The 15,755-nt window shown below is 40.6% G+C and carries 12 protein-coding genes; 4 read left to right on the top strand and 8 right to left on the bottom strand.

Annotation, left to right across the window (positions count from 1 at the left end; all coding sequences use genetic code 11):
- Positions 1 to 29: 29 nt before the first annotated feature.
- The 6 genes from ACXAFE_RS08370 to ACXAFE_RS08345 form a co-directional block, all read right to left on the bottom strand.
- Positions 30 to 1,231, bottom strand: a protein-coding gene (locus ACXAFE_RS08370; protein WP_475149860.1) for an IS3 family transposase whose coding sequence is annotated in 2 segments (ribosomal slippage) — positions 30 to 883 and positions 883 to 1,231 — 1,203 coding nt in all. Because the reading frame shifts where the segments join, the coding sequence is not laid out codon by codon here.
- A gap of 91 nt (positions 1,232 to 1,322) precedes the next feature.
- Positions 1,323 to 1,757 (bottom strand): DUF2069 domain-containing protein, encoded by a 435-nt coding sequence (locus ACXAFE_RS08365; RefSeq protein ID WP_475151233.1) that lies wholly within the window; start codon positions 1,755 to 1,757, stop codon positions 1,323 to 1,325.
- A complete protein-coding gene (locus ACXAFE_RS08360) occupies positions 1,754 to 2,302 on the bottom strand; it encodes an NAD(P)H-dependent oxidoreductase (protein WP_010559864.1) in 549 nt (182 codons plus the stop codon). Before ACXAFE_RS08360 ends, ACXAFE_RS08365 begins: the two co-directional genes overlap by 4 nt.
- The gene (gene arsC, locus ACXAFE_RS08355; protein WP_054980410.1) at positions 2,302 to 2,649 is read right to left on the bottom strand and encodes an arsenate reductase (glutaredoxin); all 348 of its coding nucleotides are present in this window, start codon (positions 2,647 to 2,649) and stop codon (positions 2,302 to 2,304) included. The genes ACXAFE_RS08360 and arsC overlap by 1 nt, the downstream gene beginning before the upstream one ends.
- A gap of 51 nt (positions 2,650 to 2,700) precedes the next feature.
- Positions 2,701 to 4,149, bottom strand: coding sequence for a beta-barrel assembly-enhancing protease (gene bepA, locus ACXAFE_RS08350; RefSeq protein ID WP_475151227.1), 1,449 nt, complete (start codon positions 4,147 to 4,149; stop codon positions 2,701 to 2,703).
- Between the two features lies 1 nt (position 4,150).
- On the bottom strand, positions 4,151 to 4,819 hold the full coding sequence (locus ACXAFE_RS08345; RefSeq protein WP_475151220.1) for a hypothetical protein: 669 nt from the start codon (positions 4,817 to 4,819) through the stop codon (positions 4,151 to 4,153).
- Positions 4,820 to 5,202: 383 nt separating this feature from the next.
- On the opposite strand from ACXAFE_RS08345, the gene ACXAFE_RS08340 reads away from it, so the two are divergent.
- Positions 5,203 to 6,273: an AI-2E family transporter gene (locus tag ACXAFE_RS08340; protein ID WP_475151217.1), complete on the top strand. Its 1,071-nt coding sequence runs from the start codon at positions 5,203 to 5,205 to the stop codon at positions 6,271 to 6,273.
- 53 nt (positions 6,274 to 6,326) lie between these two features.
- Here ACXAFE_RS08340 and ACXAFE_RS08335 read toward each other — a convergent pair whose 3' ends face one another.
- A complete protein-coding gene (locus ACXAFE_RS08335; RefSeq protein WP_100913605.1) occupies positions 6,327 to 7,073 on the bottom strand; it encodes a YciK family oxidoreductase in 747 nt (248 codons plus the stop codon).
- A gap of 206 nt (positions 7,074 to 7,279) precedes the next feature.
- Here ACXAFE_RS08335 and ACXAFE_RS08330 point away from each other — a divergent pair, with 206 nt between their 5' ends.
- Both ACXAFE_RS08330 and sohB read left to right on the top strand, forming a co-directional pair.
- On the top strand, positions 7,280 to 9,730 hold the full coding sequence (locus ACXAFE_RS08330) for a VolA/Pla-1 family phospholipase (RefSeq protein ID WP_475151214.1): 2,451 nt from the start codon (positions 7,280 to 7,282) through the stop codon (positions 9,728 to 9,730).
- Between the two features lie 96 nt (positions 9,731 to 9,826).
- Positions 9,827 to 10,837: a protease SohB gene (gene sohB / locus ACXAFE_RS08325; protein ID WP_475151212.1), complete on the top strand. Its 1,011-nt coding sequence runs from the start codon at positions 9,827 to 9,829 to the stop codon at positions 10,835 to 10,837.
- Between the two features lie 62 nt (positions 10,838 to 10,899).
- Here sohB and ACXAFE_RS08320 read toward each other — a convergent pair whose 3' ends face one another.
- Complete coding sequence (locus ACXAFE_RS08320; protein ID WP_475151209.1) at positions 10,900 to 12,231, bottom strand: dicarboxylate/amino acid:cation symporter; 1,332 nt, start codon at positions 12,229 to 12,231, stop codon at positions 10,900 to 10,902.
- Between the two features lie 167 nt (positions 12,232 to 12,398).
- Between ACXAFE_RS08320 and ACXAFE_RS08315 the strand changes: the two genes are divergently transcribed.
- A complete protein-coding gene (locus tag ACXAFE_RS08315; RefSeq protein ID WP_475151206.1) occupies positions 12,399 to 15,755 on the top strand; it encodes an Ig-like domain-containing protein in 3,357 nt (1,118 codons plus the stop codon).

Genomic DNA, 15,755 nt, shown 5'->3' with positions numbered 1-15,755 from the left:
CATCCTAGCATGAGTTGACACTTTTAATATTAAAACGCTCGATGAACTTCATCGGGCGTTTTGTATTTTAAAGCCGTGTGTGGCCTTCTTTGATTATAGATATCAATGGATTGTTTCACCATTTTCGCAGCTTCTTCCAAGTTATTAGGCTTTGTCAGTAAATACTCGTTTTTCAGTATACCGTTTACGCGTTCCGCCAAGGCATTTTGGTAGCAGTCATATCCATCTGTCATTGAGCACGTTATGCCATATTCTTCGTGTATGCGTTGGTATTCATGTGAGCAATATTGAATACCTCTATCTGAATGATGGATAAGAGGTGAAGTGACTTTTCTATTTTTTAACGCTTGTTTAAACGCCTGTTTTACTGAACTCGTTTTTAAATTATCACTTAGGCTATAACCCACTATTTTTCTAGAGTAAGCATCTGTTACTAGACTTAGATAGGACTCGCATTCTTTCGTTGGCAGGTAAGTGATATCCGCCACCCATAATTGCTCTGGACGAGTTAATTCAATCCCATCTTTTATGATGTTTGGGTGTTTATAAAATCGATGCAGACTCTGTGTTGTTCGGTGATAGGCGCGCTTAGTTAGCACTAATAAGCGGTTTACTCTCAGTAAGGCAAACAAGTGGTCTCGGCCAATGTGTAGCTCTGACTGTTGCATTATGTACTGTAACTTTCTGGTACCAATGCGAGGATGAGTCATCCGCTGTGCCTTTACGAACGATAATACTCGTTGCTCAAACTGCTCTTTTATTACCGCCACTTTACAGCGTTTATAATAAGCTTGTCGTGTTATACCCAAGTACTTACACGCCTTGGTCACTGACAGTTTGGCTATGACTTTTGATTCAACAACCTGTCGCGTTGCTTTTTTGTGATACGTACCCCAAAGTCTTTATCAAGCACATCGACAATTTTCTCGAAGAACTCGGCTTTTAACTTGGTATCTTCTAACTCTTTCTCAAGGGCTTTAATCTTTTGCTCTGGTGTTAAATCTTTAGGCTCTGACATACCGGTAGCCTCACTCATGTGATTAGGTGTTCCCTTACTCCAATCTAGTCGACCATGCTTACGAAGCCAAACTAAAACTGTTGAAGCACCTTGGATACCATAGTGGTCTTGCGCTTGTTTGTATGTACACTCGCCTTTTTCTACTTTTTCGACAATTGATAATTTAAAGGCAAGTGAATAATCTTTTTGAGTTCTCTTAGATATAGGGTTCATAACATTCTCCAAATTTAAGTTGGAAAAGTGTCAACCTTATTTAGGACTGGTCAGTTAAAAGATAAAAAAAGCGGCATATTTGCCGCTTTTTTTATTCTTTCTCTTCAAAGGCTGCTTTTTCTTCGGCAAGCTCTTCTTTTAGCTTTCTAATTTTAAGTCCTAATTCTTGACCACGATAGCGAGCATAGTATGTACAACCAATAAACATACAACTGGCAAAAAGCAGTTCAAGCAAAACAAAAATCATTTCATTTTGTGCTACCCACAAGGACGTAAAACCATGCAAAAAGTAGATAATGACAATAAAGTTAGCCCAAGCGTAAGTGTAAGGTTTATCTTGAATAATGCCTTTGAGCGGTAGTAATAAAGGCACAATGTAAAGGCCAATAACGAACCCTGTGCTGTAACCTTCACGTGGTGATAACCCGAGTAACCATGTTGGCATTAAAATTAATAACCCAATGTAACCGAATAGCGCAATTTTTTGGTAGCGCTTTGTAATTGCTTGTTTCTCTATTTTACTCATTGTAATTGCTTAATTAGTTTAGCGAGTCGATTGCCGACACTTTGGCAAATGGCGATTTCGTCCTGACTTAAATTACTTGAATTTGTAAGCCCAGATACATGGCTTGCACCGTACGGAGTACCGCCAGTTTGTGTGGCAGACAACGCTGGTACATCGTAGGGTACGCCGCATAACAGCATGCCGTGATGCAATAGAGGCAATGCCATTGACAGTAATGTTGATTCATTACCGCCATGTTGACTGCTTGATGACGTAAATACAGCAGCGGGCTTATCAATCAGTTGACCGGCTAGCCATAAATCACTGGTGGTTTCCCAAAACTGTTTAGCTGGTGAGGCCATCATGCCAAAACGTGTTGGACTACCAAAGGCGAGGCCCGCACAATTTTTTAAATCGTCAATGGTCACAACTAGGTCGTCAGAATCATCACTGAAACAGCGAATTTTTACGTCGATGCCGGCGTGTTGTGCTGCATCGCTGATCTCATACGCCATATTTTTTACTGAATCGGTACGAGAGTGATACAGCACTAATAAATAAGACATTAGATAATTGCAAGCACGCTTTCAGGTGGACGGCCAATTGCTGCTTTGCCATTATTGATAACGATTGGGCGCTCAATTAATTTAGGATTCGCAACCATTGCATCAATTAACGCGTCTTCGCTTGTTTCATCTTTTAGATTAAGCTCTTTGTAAATTGTTTCTTTGGTGCGCATTAATTGACGCGCAGAATCAAAATTTAATAGGGATAAAAGTTGCTTAATATCGTCTGCATTTGGCACGTCTTTTAAATATTCAACAATCTCAGGAGAAACGGCGTTTTCTTCAAGTAATGCAAGAGTTTCACGCGACTTTGAACAGCGTGGATTGTGAAAAATTTTAACAGTCATAGGATTCTCAAATCTATTTTTTGCGTGATTGTAATGTGCTTACAGATGAAATTAAAGTTTCGCGAGCTCTTTTTGCATCAGACGATATTCTTTTAATCGCGCTTTTAAGCGTTGCTGCTTAATTTCATCTTCCGTATCCACATGATTTAATGCTTTTTGTACCTCGTTAGAAGCTTGTGCATAGGCGCCGTAATCAGTGTAAATACTGGCTTTTAATTCATGGTAAGACGCTTTGTCATCTTGCTCTTTGTAAGTTTGCGCAAGTAACTCTTTACCTAATACATGCTCTGGCTTTTCGAGTAAAAAGTATTTGAGTAATTGGTGTGCTAAATCGAGTTTGCCTGCTGTGATAGCCGCATTGGCATAATTGAGCGTGACCACCTGATTATTAGGCTGGCGTTGGTACTCTTTTTTTAGCATGGCGAGTGCTTCGTCGTATTTTTTCTGGCCGAGTAATAAATCGGTTTTTGAATCAAGAATAAACAAACTGCCGGGTACTTTTTTCTCTAAATTAGTGAGCAGGTCGTTTGCTTCATCATATTTCTTTTGGTCAATCAGTGTTAAGGCAAGGCCGTACTCTGCTGCTGTGGTAAGTGCAAAACGATTAATGCGCAAATGCTTACGAAATTCTTGCTCTGCTTTCGCGCTTTCTTGCCCGTAGCGTGCAATCACGCGTGCTTTTGCTAACGAGAAATCTAACGACGAATCGATAAAGCGTTCAGGGTATTGCAGTGCGCGCATACGCACATCTGAAACACGAGAATCGGGTAATGGGTGAGTCAATAAAAATGCCGGTGGTTTTGGCATATGACGAATTTGATCAGCAAGCTTGGCTAAAAATTCGCTTGATTCTCTGGGATCAAATCCTGCACTATTGAGCGTTTGCATACCGACTCGATCTGCTTCTTGTTCTGCGCCTCGGCTGTGCGTTAACTGACTTAGTTGCGCTTGTGTTTGACTCGCTGCTAAAATTGCCATACCGGCATCCGGTGCAACTATGGTTGTTAAAATACCGGCAATCATACCCGCAATAGTCATCCCTTGATTATCTTTGGCCTGTTGTAAACGCCTTGCTAGGTGACGCTGGGTTACGTGTGCGATTTCGTGACCAATTACAGAGGCAAACTGGCTTTCATTGTCGGCATTCATAATTAGTCCGGTGTGAATACCAATGTGACCACCGTAAAAAGCGAATGCGTTAATATCTCTGTTATCAACCCAAAAAAACTCAAACGGAAAACGTATATCATCAGCATGTGCAACAAGACGATTACCAATATTGGTAAGGTATTCATCAAGCGCGGGGTCTTGCATTACGCGTGAGGTGCCACGCACTTGCATCATCATAACATCGCCGACGGCGCGTTCTTTTTCGATTGATAATACTTGTACTGCTGAGGTGCCGAGATCGGGTAATTTAAAATTAGTTTGTGCCACAACAGGAAGCGAAAGTGCGAAACAAAAGCACGTTAGCTTTTTTAAAAGGCTGGGTTTTGGCATGTTATTCCTTTTTTTGTAGCATTTCATTTGCCATTAAATGAGCGAGTGCAAGTTCATCCTCACAAGCGTCGGCTGTGCGTTCTGCCTTTTGGTAGTATTCTTTTATTGACACTCCCGAGACTTTTATAACGTTTAGTTCGCTCTTTAAAAATTCAATGGTTTTATGCACTATTTTATGTGAATGCAGAATTAACGCTTTGTCAGCTTCATCACCGCGTTGAAAATAAAACTGGATGTACTTATGTAGCTGATTAATTCGCAGCACATTGCGCATTGCATGGGGATCCCATACTTTAAATTCCATCAATTTATTTTCTTTTACGTACTGGTCTATTTCTTTGTCTTTGGCATAAGGAAAGGCAAAAAGTTCAAAGCCACGTTCAGTGAATACTTGATAAAGGGCAAGCCTTGGTGGGGTATCGCATTTTATTTCACCGTTTTCGAGTTCTTCGCCACCAAGGAGTGCTAAGTTCCAGTTGCGTTTATCGGTAATACGCTTAATCGCGTTATCAAAGCCATGACTGAATACACCTTCAGCTTCACCAACAGAAGCTGCCACCAAATGATAAAAAGGTGGGAGTTCACCCCAATTTAACTGTTTTTTAAACCAGTTAATGTCTTTTAACGTGGGATTTTTCGGTAGTTCGTTTTTTTTATTTTGTTTTGTCATAAACAGAAAGCTAATATGATCAAGTTCGGCTTGTATACTGTGAATTTAGCATAATCATCAAAAACATGCTTGCGCTTTGTAAATTACTGAGTGGTAACTGCTTTATCAAGCTGTTTCATGGTGCGTTTTGTGATAACGTTAATTGCGTAAAAGACATGTTTTTTATTCTGTATGAAAGATCTAACAGGGCTTAAATGTCCTCAATTATTTGTTCAATTTAAATATCTATTAAAACAAAACAATACGGCCAATTATGTGGTGTTTAAGTTCGCTCAAGATGCACAGCTCAACGATGTATTTCGCTATCTTGACAACCAACAGCGAACCTATACATGGCAATCTAATGTATTAATTGTAACTAACCCCATTGAGGAAGCGAATTAGTGTTACATATTTTTAAACAGTGGTACTCGCGCAAGTTTTCAGATCCAAATTCAATTACATTATTAATGCTGACGCTGAGTTTAGCTGCGGCATTTTATTTTTTTGGCACGTATATTATACCGGTAATGGTGGCATTAGTTATCGCGTATCTATTAGATTGGCCGGTACAAAAACTAATGCATACGGGCGTGTCTCGCGTTATTTCTAGCACTTTGGTGATGTTGATATTCAGTGGCGTAGTTGTATCTATTGTGGTTGGTATTATACCAGTGCTATGGCACCAATTATCAAATTTTGTGCAAGATTTACCTTCCATGTTAGAGCAGGGGAAAGGCTACTTAATGACGCTTCCGAGTAGTTATCCTGAATTGGTTAACCCTGAGCAAGTTAAATCGATATTATCGTCTGTGGAAGGGCACGCGGTGACGATTGGTCAAACGGTGCTATCTACATCCCTTAATTCATTGAAAGATGTTGTTGCTTGGTTAGTTTATTTGATACTTGTGCCTCTCTTAGTGTTTTTTATGCTGAAAGATAAACATTTGCTACTTGCGGGCTTTGAAAAGTTTATTCCAAAAGAGAGAAAGTTAATAAGTCAGGTTTGGCAGGAAATGAACCAGCAAATTATGAATTATATACGCGGCAAAATTTTTGAAATTTTAATTGTTGGTTCAACCACGTTTATTACTTTTACAATATTAGACTTACGCTATGCCGCGTTACTTGGCACGTTAGTTGGTTTCTCGGTGCTTATTCCGTTTGTAGGGGCGGCGTTGGTAACAATCCCCGTAGCGCTCGTGGCGTTATTTCAATTTGGTGTGGGCAGTGAGTTTTGGTATGTGATCATTGCTTATGGTGTTATTCAGGCGTTAGATGGAAATTTATTGGTGCCACTGCTGTTTTCAGAAGCAGTAGACTTACACCCGGTTTACATCATTGTTGCGGTATTGTTTTTTGGTGGTTTGTGGGGTTTTTGGGGCGTTTTCTTTGCAATTCCGTTAGCTTCGCTCGTGAGGGCGTTATTAAATGCGTGGTCAATGTCGAACCAACACGAGACAGTCAAAGCTTAAAGGCAAAAAAAATAGCGCAGATTACTGCGCTATTTTTTTATGTGTTTTGCAATTTATACTTTAGGCTGTGCGTCAATCGATTGGCCATTAACACCAATTGAATCATCCGACATTAAGTACAGGTATGTTGGCATTAAATCGGCTGGTGTTTTTAACTTGTCTTTATCTTCACCAGGGAACGCAATGGCACGCATTGCTGTGCGTGTTGCACCTGGATTGATGCAGTTGATACGAATATTCGTTTTACCAACTTCTTTAGACCAAGTTTGCATCATGCCTTCTGTGGCAAACTTTGAAATTGCGTAAGCACCCCAGAACTCTCTTCCTTCGCGGCCAACACCACTTGATGTAAATATTATTGATGCGTTATCGGACTTTCTTAACAGTGGGAAAAGTGACTTAGTTAACACAGCTTGTGCGGTAACGTTCACTTTCATAATGTTTTCGAATGTTGATACGCAGAAATGTTCCAGTGGGCCTAATGAACCAATGATAGAAGCATTGTTTAATAATCCGTCAAGGCGACCAAATTCATTTTCAATCGTGGCTGCTAAATCACGATAGTGTTGTTTTGTTGCGCCTTTCATATCGAGCGGCACAATTGCAGGTTGGGGCGCGCCTAATGCGATAATCTCATCGTATACGGCTTCAAGTTTTGCAACTGTTTTACCTAATAAAATTACCGTTGCGCCGTGTTTTGCAAATTCAATTGCGGCAACTTTACCGATGCCATCACCGGCACCCGTTACGAGAATGACTTTGTTGTTAAGCGCGTCATTACTTGCTTGATAATCATGCATATTAGTTTAGGTGTTCAAAATTTTTCGCCATCATACCATAGTCAAGTAAAATAGTTTTGTGATTTATTTAAATTTAGGTGGAGAAATTGCTTTGTTTAAGTTAACTTTAACTGGTCTAATGTCTTAATAATAACCACCGACGAATTAATTTTTGATGTTTAATATCAAATACACACAATAAAAAAGATCGGGTTTGGAGCAATAAAATGAAAAAAGTGCTACTCACAATGGCGATTACTACAGCGTTATACGGCTGTGGTGAGAGCTTAGAAGATGTTAAAAATGAGTCAGAAGTAATCGCGCCTGCAAGGACTGCAGCTACTGTCGCATTTGATCCGTCAAACGGCGTCGTGTCAGTGCCAAATGATTTACTGTTTTTAGGAACAACTGACGGCACATTAAATATGCCAGGCGAAGCCGCCGAAGAAATTAATTATGCTGACCCACAAACGGCGCTAGGTGCTCTTGATGGTTGGTCAACGCAATCTCCTTATCAAATTGCATTAGATGTTCCTGCAGGTTTAGTGCTTGATACCAGCACTGTTAATGGTGATTCAGTGCGTTTATTTGAAGTCGTAATGGGCGCAAGCATTACTGACCCAGAATGTGCGCAAGTACAAGCGGGTTTAGCGTGTAAATACGTTAAAGAATTAACGTTTGGTGTTGATTTTGTTGCACAAGCTAGTGGTAATAATATTGCGATTGTTCCGCTTAAACCATTCAATCAAGGCTCTGCATATATTAACGTTGTGACAAACGCACTACGTGATACGAGCGGTGAGTCATTTGAATCTTCAGAAACTTACGGTTTAGTTAAGCTCGACATTAATTCATTACCATTGGTAACAGATGAGCAAAAAGCGCTGCAAGGCGTTATTAATAGCTACGAAAATATTGTTACTCAATCTGGTTCTTTGACCAAAGACGATATTATCTATACTGGCGCAATGAGCATTCAATCAGCTGGCTCAGTGATGAGTATGGTTAAAAATGTGTATGCAATGAGTGCAGCTACACAACAAAACATGCCACAGCTTATGATGGGTCCATCTACTGGTTTGACTGTAGGTGACGTATTATTCCGCTCTCAAGGGACACAGCCGCCTTCGCCAGTTTTTGATCAAATCAAGTACGAGCGTGGCTCGGTTGTATTACCGCATTACTTAAGAAAGCCACAGGGCACAGATGATTCTGCGTTAAATAATACATATTGGAAAGCGTTATGTGATGGCGCGGCAACGCTTGCTGGTTTCGTAGCAAATGGCGGCTTTATTCCGGAACAACCTGCAGAAGGTAAAGATACGATTTGCTTTAACGCATCGAATGGGTTGTTGCGTGATCTAGGCTTAGATGAGCAGCGCCACTTAACTAAATATAATCCACTTCCGTATCCTCAAACACCGGCAAATGTTCCAGTTCAAGTTACGGCGCCAGCAGATGACTTAACGGTCATTAATGCGGTACGTGCGCAACTTGGTATGCCAGCACTCGCTATGCCAGCAACAGGTTGGCCGGTTGTTATCTTACAACACGGTATTACCAGTACAAAAGAAAGCATGCTAGCGCTTACTGGTGCGCTTACATTGCAAGGTTTTGTAACGGTTGCAATTGATCACCCATTACACGGTGAACGTGGCATCGACGCTGATAACAACGGCACAATAGACTTTATTGCTTCGGGTGAAAACGGTAACGTACTTCATTACATGAATTTGTCGTCAAGCTTAGTGGCGCGAGATAATTTACGTCAATCAATGGCTGACTTACTTGGCTTACGCTTATCACTAGCGGCGACAAACCTTCAAGGCATCAATCCGACAGACGTAAGCTTTGTTGGTCACTCTCTTGGGGCTGTGGTTGCACCAGGTTTCTTAGCTGCTGCAAATGAGTCAGTTGCACCTCTAGTAGGCCCAGAAAATGCGGCTCTTATCGACCCGCTATTCAAGGTAAACACAGCAGCACTTGCAAGTGGTAGCGGTGGTTTAGCTGGCTTTTTACTTGAATCGAACGCGTTTGGTAACGTAATTAAAGGTTCCGTATTAGCAGGAGCGGGTACAGCTGAATCAGCTGAATTTATTGCATTTATGAGTTCTGATGAGGGTAAGGCCGCATGTGCTGACTATGCGGGCTCACAAAGTGAATTTGCTGGTTGTGCGTTTGTTGCCTATACAACTATGCTTGCACAGGCTGAAGAAACAGCAAAATTAGCCAACATTTCAGGTACGATTAGCCAATTTGCTTTTGCAATTCAAACCGCAGTCGATGCGGCTGATTCTAACTCGTTAGCTAGCAAGGTGGCTTCACAGGGTACAGCTATCTATCAGAATGTAGTAGTTGGTGACGGGATGGGTAATCCGGCTGATACAGTAATCCCTCCTTACTCAACTGTAAGCCCAGTATCGGGTACTGTTCCATCGGGCTTATTTATGGGGCTGACACCTGCAGCAACTTCACAGGTATCTGAAGTACCGGCAAGCTATTTAGTTAAATTTACCAAAGGCCACCATGGTTCGGTTTTAACACCTGCACCAGCTTACGGCGTAGCACCTTCGGATGCTGCAGCTGCAAATGCTGAAATGCAAAGCCAGATTGCGTCATTCTTAGCGAGCAGAGGCTTAATGCTGCAAGTTACAAATACCACTGTTGTAACTGAATAATATTAAACACACTATCAAGCCGCACTCGTTAGTGCGGCTTTTTTTTTGCCTCGATTTTAATTAGAGTACGCAAAACATTAATTACGGAGTTTAAGTTTGGAATTTTTATACGAATACGGATTATTTCTCGCAAAAACAGTCACATTTGTAGTCGCGTTTGCCATTATTGTTGTGTTGATTGTGGGGGCTTCAAGTAAACCTAAAGCAAGTAAAGGTGAATTAGCGATTGAAAGCTTAAGCGAAAAGTTAGATCAACAAAAGAAAGCGCTATTAAGCGTAACGCTTGAAAAAAATGCCTTTAAAGATTTTGAGAAGAGCGAAAAAAAAGCATCTAAAGAGACTGCAAACGAAAACCTAAACAAAGTGTTTGTATTGTCTTTTAAGGGGGGCGTTGATGCGAAGGAAGTCGAGTCATTGCGAAATGAAGTGACGGCGATTATTCAGGTAGCAAAGCCAAGCGATAAAGTGGTCCTTAAGCTTGAAAGTGGTGGTGGCGTAGTGCATGGCTATGGGTTGGCAGCATCGCAATTAGCACGCCTTAAACAGGCGAAACTTGAACTTATTGTGAGTGTAGACAAAATTGCAGCTAGTGGCGGCTATATGATGGCCTGCGTAGCTGATAAATTTGTTTGTGCCCCGTTTGCTATGGTTGGCAGCATAGGTGTCATTGCGCAGTTACCAAATTTCAATAAATTACTAAAGAAAAATCACGTAGAGTTCGAGCAAATCACTTCCGGTGAGTTTAAACGCACGTTAACAATGTTTGGTGAAAATAACGAAATTGGCCGTGAAAAGTTTAAGCAAGAACTAGAGCAAATTCATGTATTGTTTCGCGAACATGTTCAATCAGCTAGGCCAAACCTAAATGTGGAAAAAGTGGCGACAGGTGAAACTTGGTTTGGTACAGATGCACACAAGTTAGGATTAGTAGATGAGATCCAGACAAGTGACGATTTATTGCTAGCGTTAAATGAGCAATTCGAATTGCTTGAAATAACCTATAAAACCAAAAAAGGCTTATCAGATAAACTCGGGTTAGGCGTGACAGGAGTTATAGATAACGTAATCGCCAAATTATTATCAAAAAGCAAAGAGCTTTATCATTAATAATTAAGTTCTAACAACAAAAAAGCCGCTAAAATTAGCGGCTTTTTAGTAAGTGCTGAATATTATCGTATATTTTCAAATTCCTTACCGGCATCGCTATCGTTAAATACCGCATCATCAAATTCGCCTTCAGACTTGGCAACGATACACGTAACCATGCAATCTCCAGTTACGTTAACAGCGGTTCGAGTCATATCTAACAAGCGATCTACACCAATAATAATGGCGATACCTTCAACAGGTAAACCCACTTGATTAAGTACCATTGCAAGCATAATCAATCCAACACCTGGTACACCCGCAGTGCCAACAGAGGCAAGTGTTGCAGTTAAGATAACCATTAAGTAATCGGTAAAGCTTAAATCGACAGTAAACACCTGTGCGATAAATACCGTGGCAACACCTTGCATAATCGCGGTGCCGTCCATATTTATGGTTGCACCTAAGGGTACAGTGAAAGAAGCAACTTTGTTATCGGCACCTAGCTTTTTAGTCGCCGTTTCTAGCGTTACTGGCATAGTTGCACTTGAACTTGACGTACTAAACGCAAAAATAGATAACTCTTTTACCTTGTTTAGAAATATTTGCGGGTTCAATCCTGTAAATGTTTTAAGCAGTACTGGGTAAACAATCAATGCATGAATAAATAGCGCAAGTAAAACGGTGCCGAAATAAAAGATAAGCTTGAGGATTAAGTCGCCTTCAATATAGCTAAATAGCTTCGCCATTAAAAAGAACACACCGTATGGTGCAATATTCATTAAAATAGTTACTAGCTTCAAAATAATTGTATTTAAATCTTCAAATACTGCCGTTAAACGTTTGCCCGCGTCACCGCTAAGTGCCATTGCAATACCAAATAATAGTGCAAACACAATTACTTGTAGCATATTTCCGCTAGACATTGCGTTAATCGGGTTGGTTGGGAACATGTTAATAATAACATCAACAAGTGTCGGCGCTTGCTTCGCATCGAACGTAGATGAACTTGGCATATTAATGCCTTCACCGGGGTTGATTACAAGCGCTAGGGTCATTGCAATGGTAATCGCAATGGCAGTCGTAAGAAGGTACAAACCAATTGATTTGCCACCTAAGCGACCTAATTTTTTAGGGTCACTTAAGCTACATGTACCACACACAAGCGAGATAAATACTAAAGGTACGACTAACATCTTTAAACTATTAACGAATATTTGGCCGCCAATATGAAAAATACCGTCAACAAAAAAGCCTTTAAATGAAAACGTAAACTCACCCGCAGTTAGCGTGAAATCACCCGATTCGCCCATTAGCGCTTTGAACAAAAAGCCAGTGATAATACCTAAAACCATACCGATGAGGATCTTGCCTGTTAACCCCAAACCTTTAGGTTGTGAAATAGTGGATGTCATAATTTAGTATGTATATTTATTGTGATTTTCTGCATAGCCTACCAGTGAACATAAAAATTTAAAGGAAATACGGTAAGTTTTTTTAAAAATGCTATGATTTTTGTTGGATTATTAGTTTAATATAGACTGAATAACTCTAATTATAATTTTAATGCAAGGGAGAAGTCATGCCTTCGATCCGATTACTCTTCGCTCTGCTGTGTAGTTTTATGCTAACAGCATGTGGCGGTGGTGGTAGCTTAGAGTCACCAGATGGTGGTGGTTCAGCGAATAGCTACGAACTTAAAGTTACTCTTCACTCAACAGATGGTGGGAATGGTATTTCTCAAGTATCTGCCGCTCAACCTGGTTTGTTAAAGGCTGAACTAAAGAAAAATGGTAAAGCATATCCGAACCAATTGATTTCTTTTTCGCTGTCTGATTTTAATGGGAGTACCGTTGGTGTTATTGACCCTGAGGTGGGTACGGCGCAAACAAATTCTGATGGTATTGCTGAAATCACACTGCGCGCTGGTTCGGTTGCTGGTTCAGGTAAGGTTACAGCAACATTCGAGCCAATTGACAACGATACACTTGAAGTGCCGTTAACTTTTACAAGTACAGGTGATGAAACTGATGGTGGCGTTGGTGGCGTTGTTACACTTGAGTTAACCGTATTAGATAAAAACGGCAATAAGTTTACTGAGTTCAGCCCAATTACAAAAGATAACCAAGGTATTGTTAGTGCTATTGTAAAAAGCGATGGTCAACCAGTAACGGACGGTTTAGTGGTGTTCAGCACAGAACATACTGGTCGTATCTTATCTGAAACAGGAACGCAACTTCTTGACGAATCGGGTGTTGCTACAGTCACTCTGGGCTCTGGTAATTTTAAAGGTGCAGGTAAAGTAATCGCTCAAATCGATGGAACCAACATAGCTAAAAGTGCTGGCTTTTTCTCTTCAGGTGATGATGCTTCCACTGAAACAGCTGAAACAATAGTCGATATAAAATTACTTACCGGCTGTAATGATGGTTGGGATGCCGACCGCGACAACAATCGACTAGATCCGACTGATCCTAGTACTGGGTGTACAGTTGTAAATCGTGACATTTCTTCAGATAAAATTGGTACTGTATATATTTCAGCTTTGAATGCGAAAACAGGCGATGGCTTTGTTGAGACCTTAGTAAGTGTTGAAACTACGGTAGGTAAGTTGCTGCCAGAGTCAGGTAAAGCAGTAACAGATGCGAACGGTATTGCGTTATTGACTTTAGAGCCTGGTACTAAAAATGACACAGGTGAAATGACTGCAACTGTCAGGGACGTTTCAGTGATTAAAGCTTTTAGTGTCGGAGTTGCAGAGTTTTCTCTAGCGATTGAGAATGGCTTAAACCTGAAAACCGATGGTTCTGGTGAATACCAGCCTCTTGCATCAGGTGCTACAACTGTTATTACCGTCGAAATTAAAGACACTGATGGTACACCATTAACAATTCCTCTTGATGTGGAATTTAGTTCTGCATGTACTCAATCTGGCTTAGCAGAACTAGATGCGAAAGCCACTAGTATAGGTGGCACTGCATCAGCAACATACCGTTCTTTAGGTTGTAATGGTAATCCAGAGGATACTGTAACGGCATTTGTTAACGGTAAATCTATCTCAACTATACTTCCGCTTTCTGCTTCTGAAGTTGCATCTATTGAATTCCTTGATTCAACACAAACGGTTATTGCGCTTAAAGGAACAGGGGGAAAGAATCGTACAGAGTCAAGTAATATCAGATTTAAGTTAATTGATGAGCAAAAGCAACCTGTAGCTAACAGTCGAATTGATTTCAAATTAAACTCATATAATGGTGGTGTAACATTAAACCGTGGTTCTATAAATACTAATAGTCAAGGTATTTCAGAAGTTACTGTTACTTCGGGTAAGGTTCCTATGGCGGTGCGTGTACACGCATGCTACATTCCTGATGAACAAATTCCTGCTGATTACCCGTTTAATGATGTGACTTGTTGGAAAGACCTGTTCGATAGTTGTCAAGCAGAACCTGCGGGGGAACAATGCCCAGATGGAAAATTAACCTTAGTTGATCTCGACTCTCAAATTGTAAGCGTTTCTGACCTTTTAACAATCACCTCGGGTCTTCCAGATAACTCGAGCTTTACAGTGGCTGCTGACAAATTTAATGTCGAAGCGCTTCAATATGAAAATGAAATAAGTAATGTATCTGTGTATATGGCAGATCATTTTGGTAATTTCGTACCTGATGGAACTGCTGTTTATTTACGCACCGAAGGCGGTGCAATCGGCTTAGTTGACGGAGAGCAGTTTAGTGATTTATTACGCTGTGAAACAGTTGATGGTATTTGTACAGTTCAATGGAGAAGTCAAAATCCAAAGCCTTTCACTGATAATAACTGGGGCAACTGGATAGGTGGTACAAACCCTAAAACAAATCAAATTAACTGTGACCCATACTTTGGTGCTCCTGCGCCGTGTTTGCAAGGTATCTTAAATGCCAACAGCTACGAAAATGGCGTACCACTGGGCGGACGAGCGACGATTTTGGCGACTACTGCTGGTGAAGAAACCTACATTGATCGTAATGCAAACGGTATGTTCGATTCGGGTGAGTTTTACTCAGCGTTTGATTTGGCTGAAGCATTTATAGATAACAATGAAAATGGTGTTTTTGATGGTAATGTTGATTGTAGTAACGGTATAAACTGCCTACCAACTAGTACTAATGGCGGTGAGTTTGAAGAATTTGTGGACTTAAATGGAGATGGTATTTGGAGTGCCGCGGACGGTAAATTCAATGGTCTAGTTTGCTCTGAGCTAGCTGAGCAAAATGGCGACTGTTCAAAAGACTTAATCGATTTACGTCGCAACATAGAGATTGTTATGTCAGGAAGCACTGCTTATGGTAGATTTGTAATAAGTAAATCAGAAATGTTTGTTAATCCGATAATGAATACAGAAGGTTTTATTCCAGCTGATTGCACGGATTTAATGTTAACGCTTCCAGACGATGGGTCATGGGAGTTTGCAGATGGTTCTGAAAACGATAAGCAACTACTTCAATTAGAAGTGTCAGAGACTCAAGACGCGTGTGATGTCAAGTCGGTTGATATTTCTCGTTATTTCATCCACTTAGATGATGATAACGATGAAAATACGCCGTCAAATTGTGATAGAGAAAGTGCTACATACGAAAATGGAGTATGTACGGGTGGTGAAGATACCGCGATTGATGTTGGTTTAAGCTATGTACCGTTTGAATTTTACTACAGTGATATGTTTAATAATCCACTGCCTGCTGGAACTAGTGTTACATATGGTTCGACAAACGGAGATACAAACGGCGGAGTTTACGAGTTGCAAAATACGACAACTACTAGGGCAATCCGCTCTACTCACGTAATTGGTCGAGAAGGAACGCCAAATAGAGCTACAACGGGTGACTTTTTCTTTGAATTTGTTACTCCGAAGGAAAATAACTCTAGATCTTTCATTACTATTCGTGATGATGGCTAA

This window comes from Pseudoalteromonas sp. ABV4_021 (genome assembly GCF_056159365.1).
The sequence above is the reverse complement of the archived record's forward strand: the minus strand, read 5'-3'. Positions and strand labels throughout refer to the sequence as shown.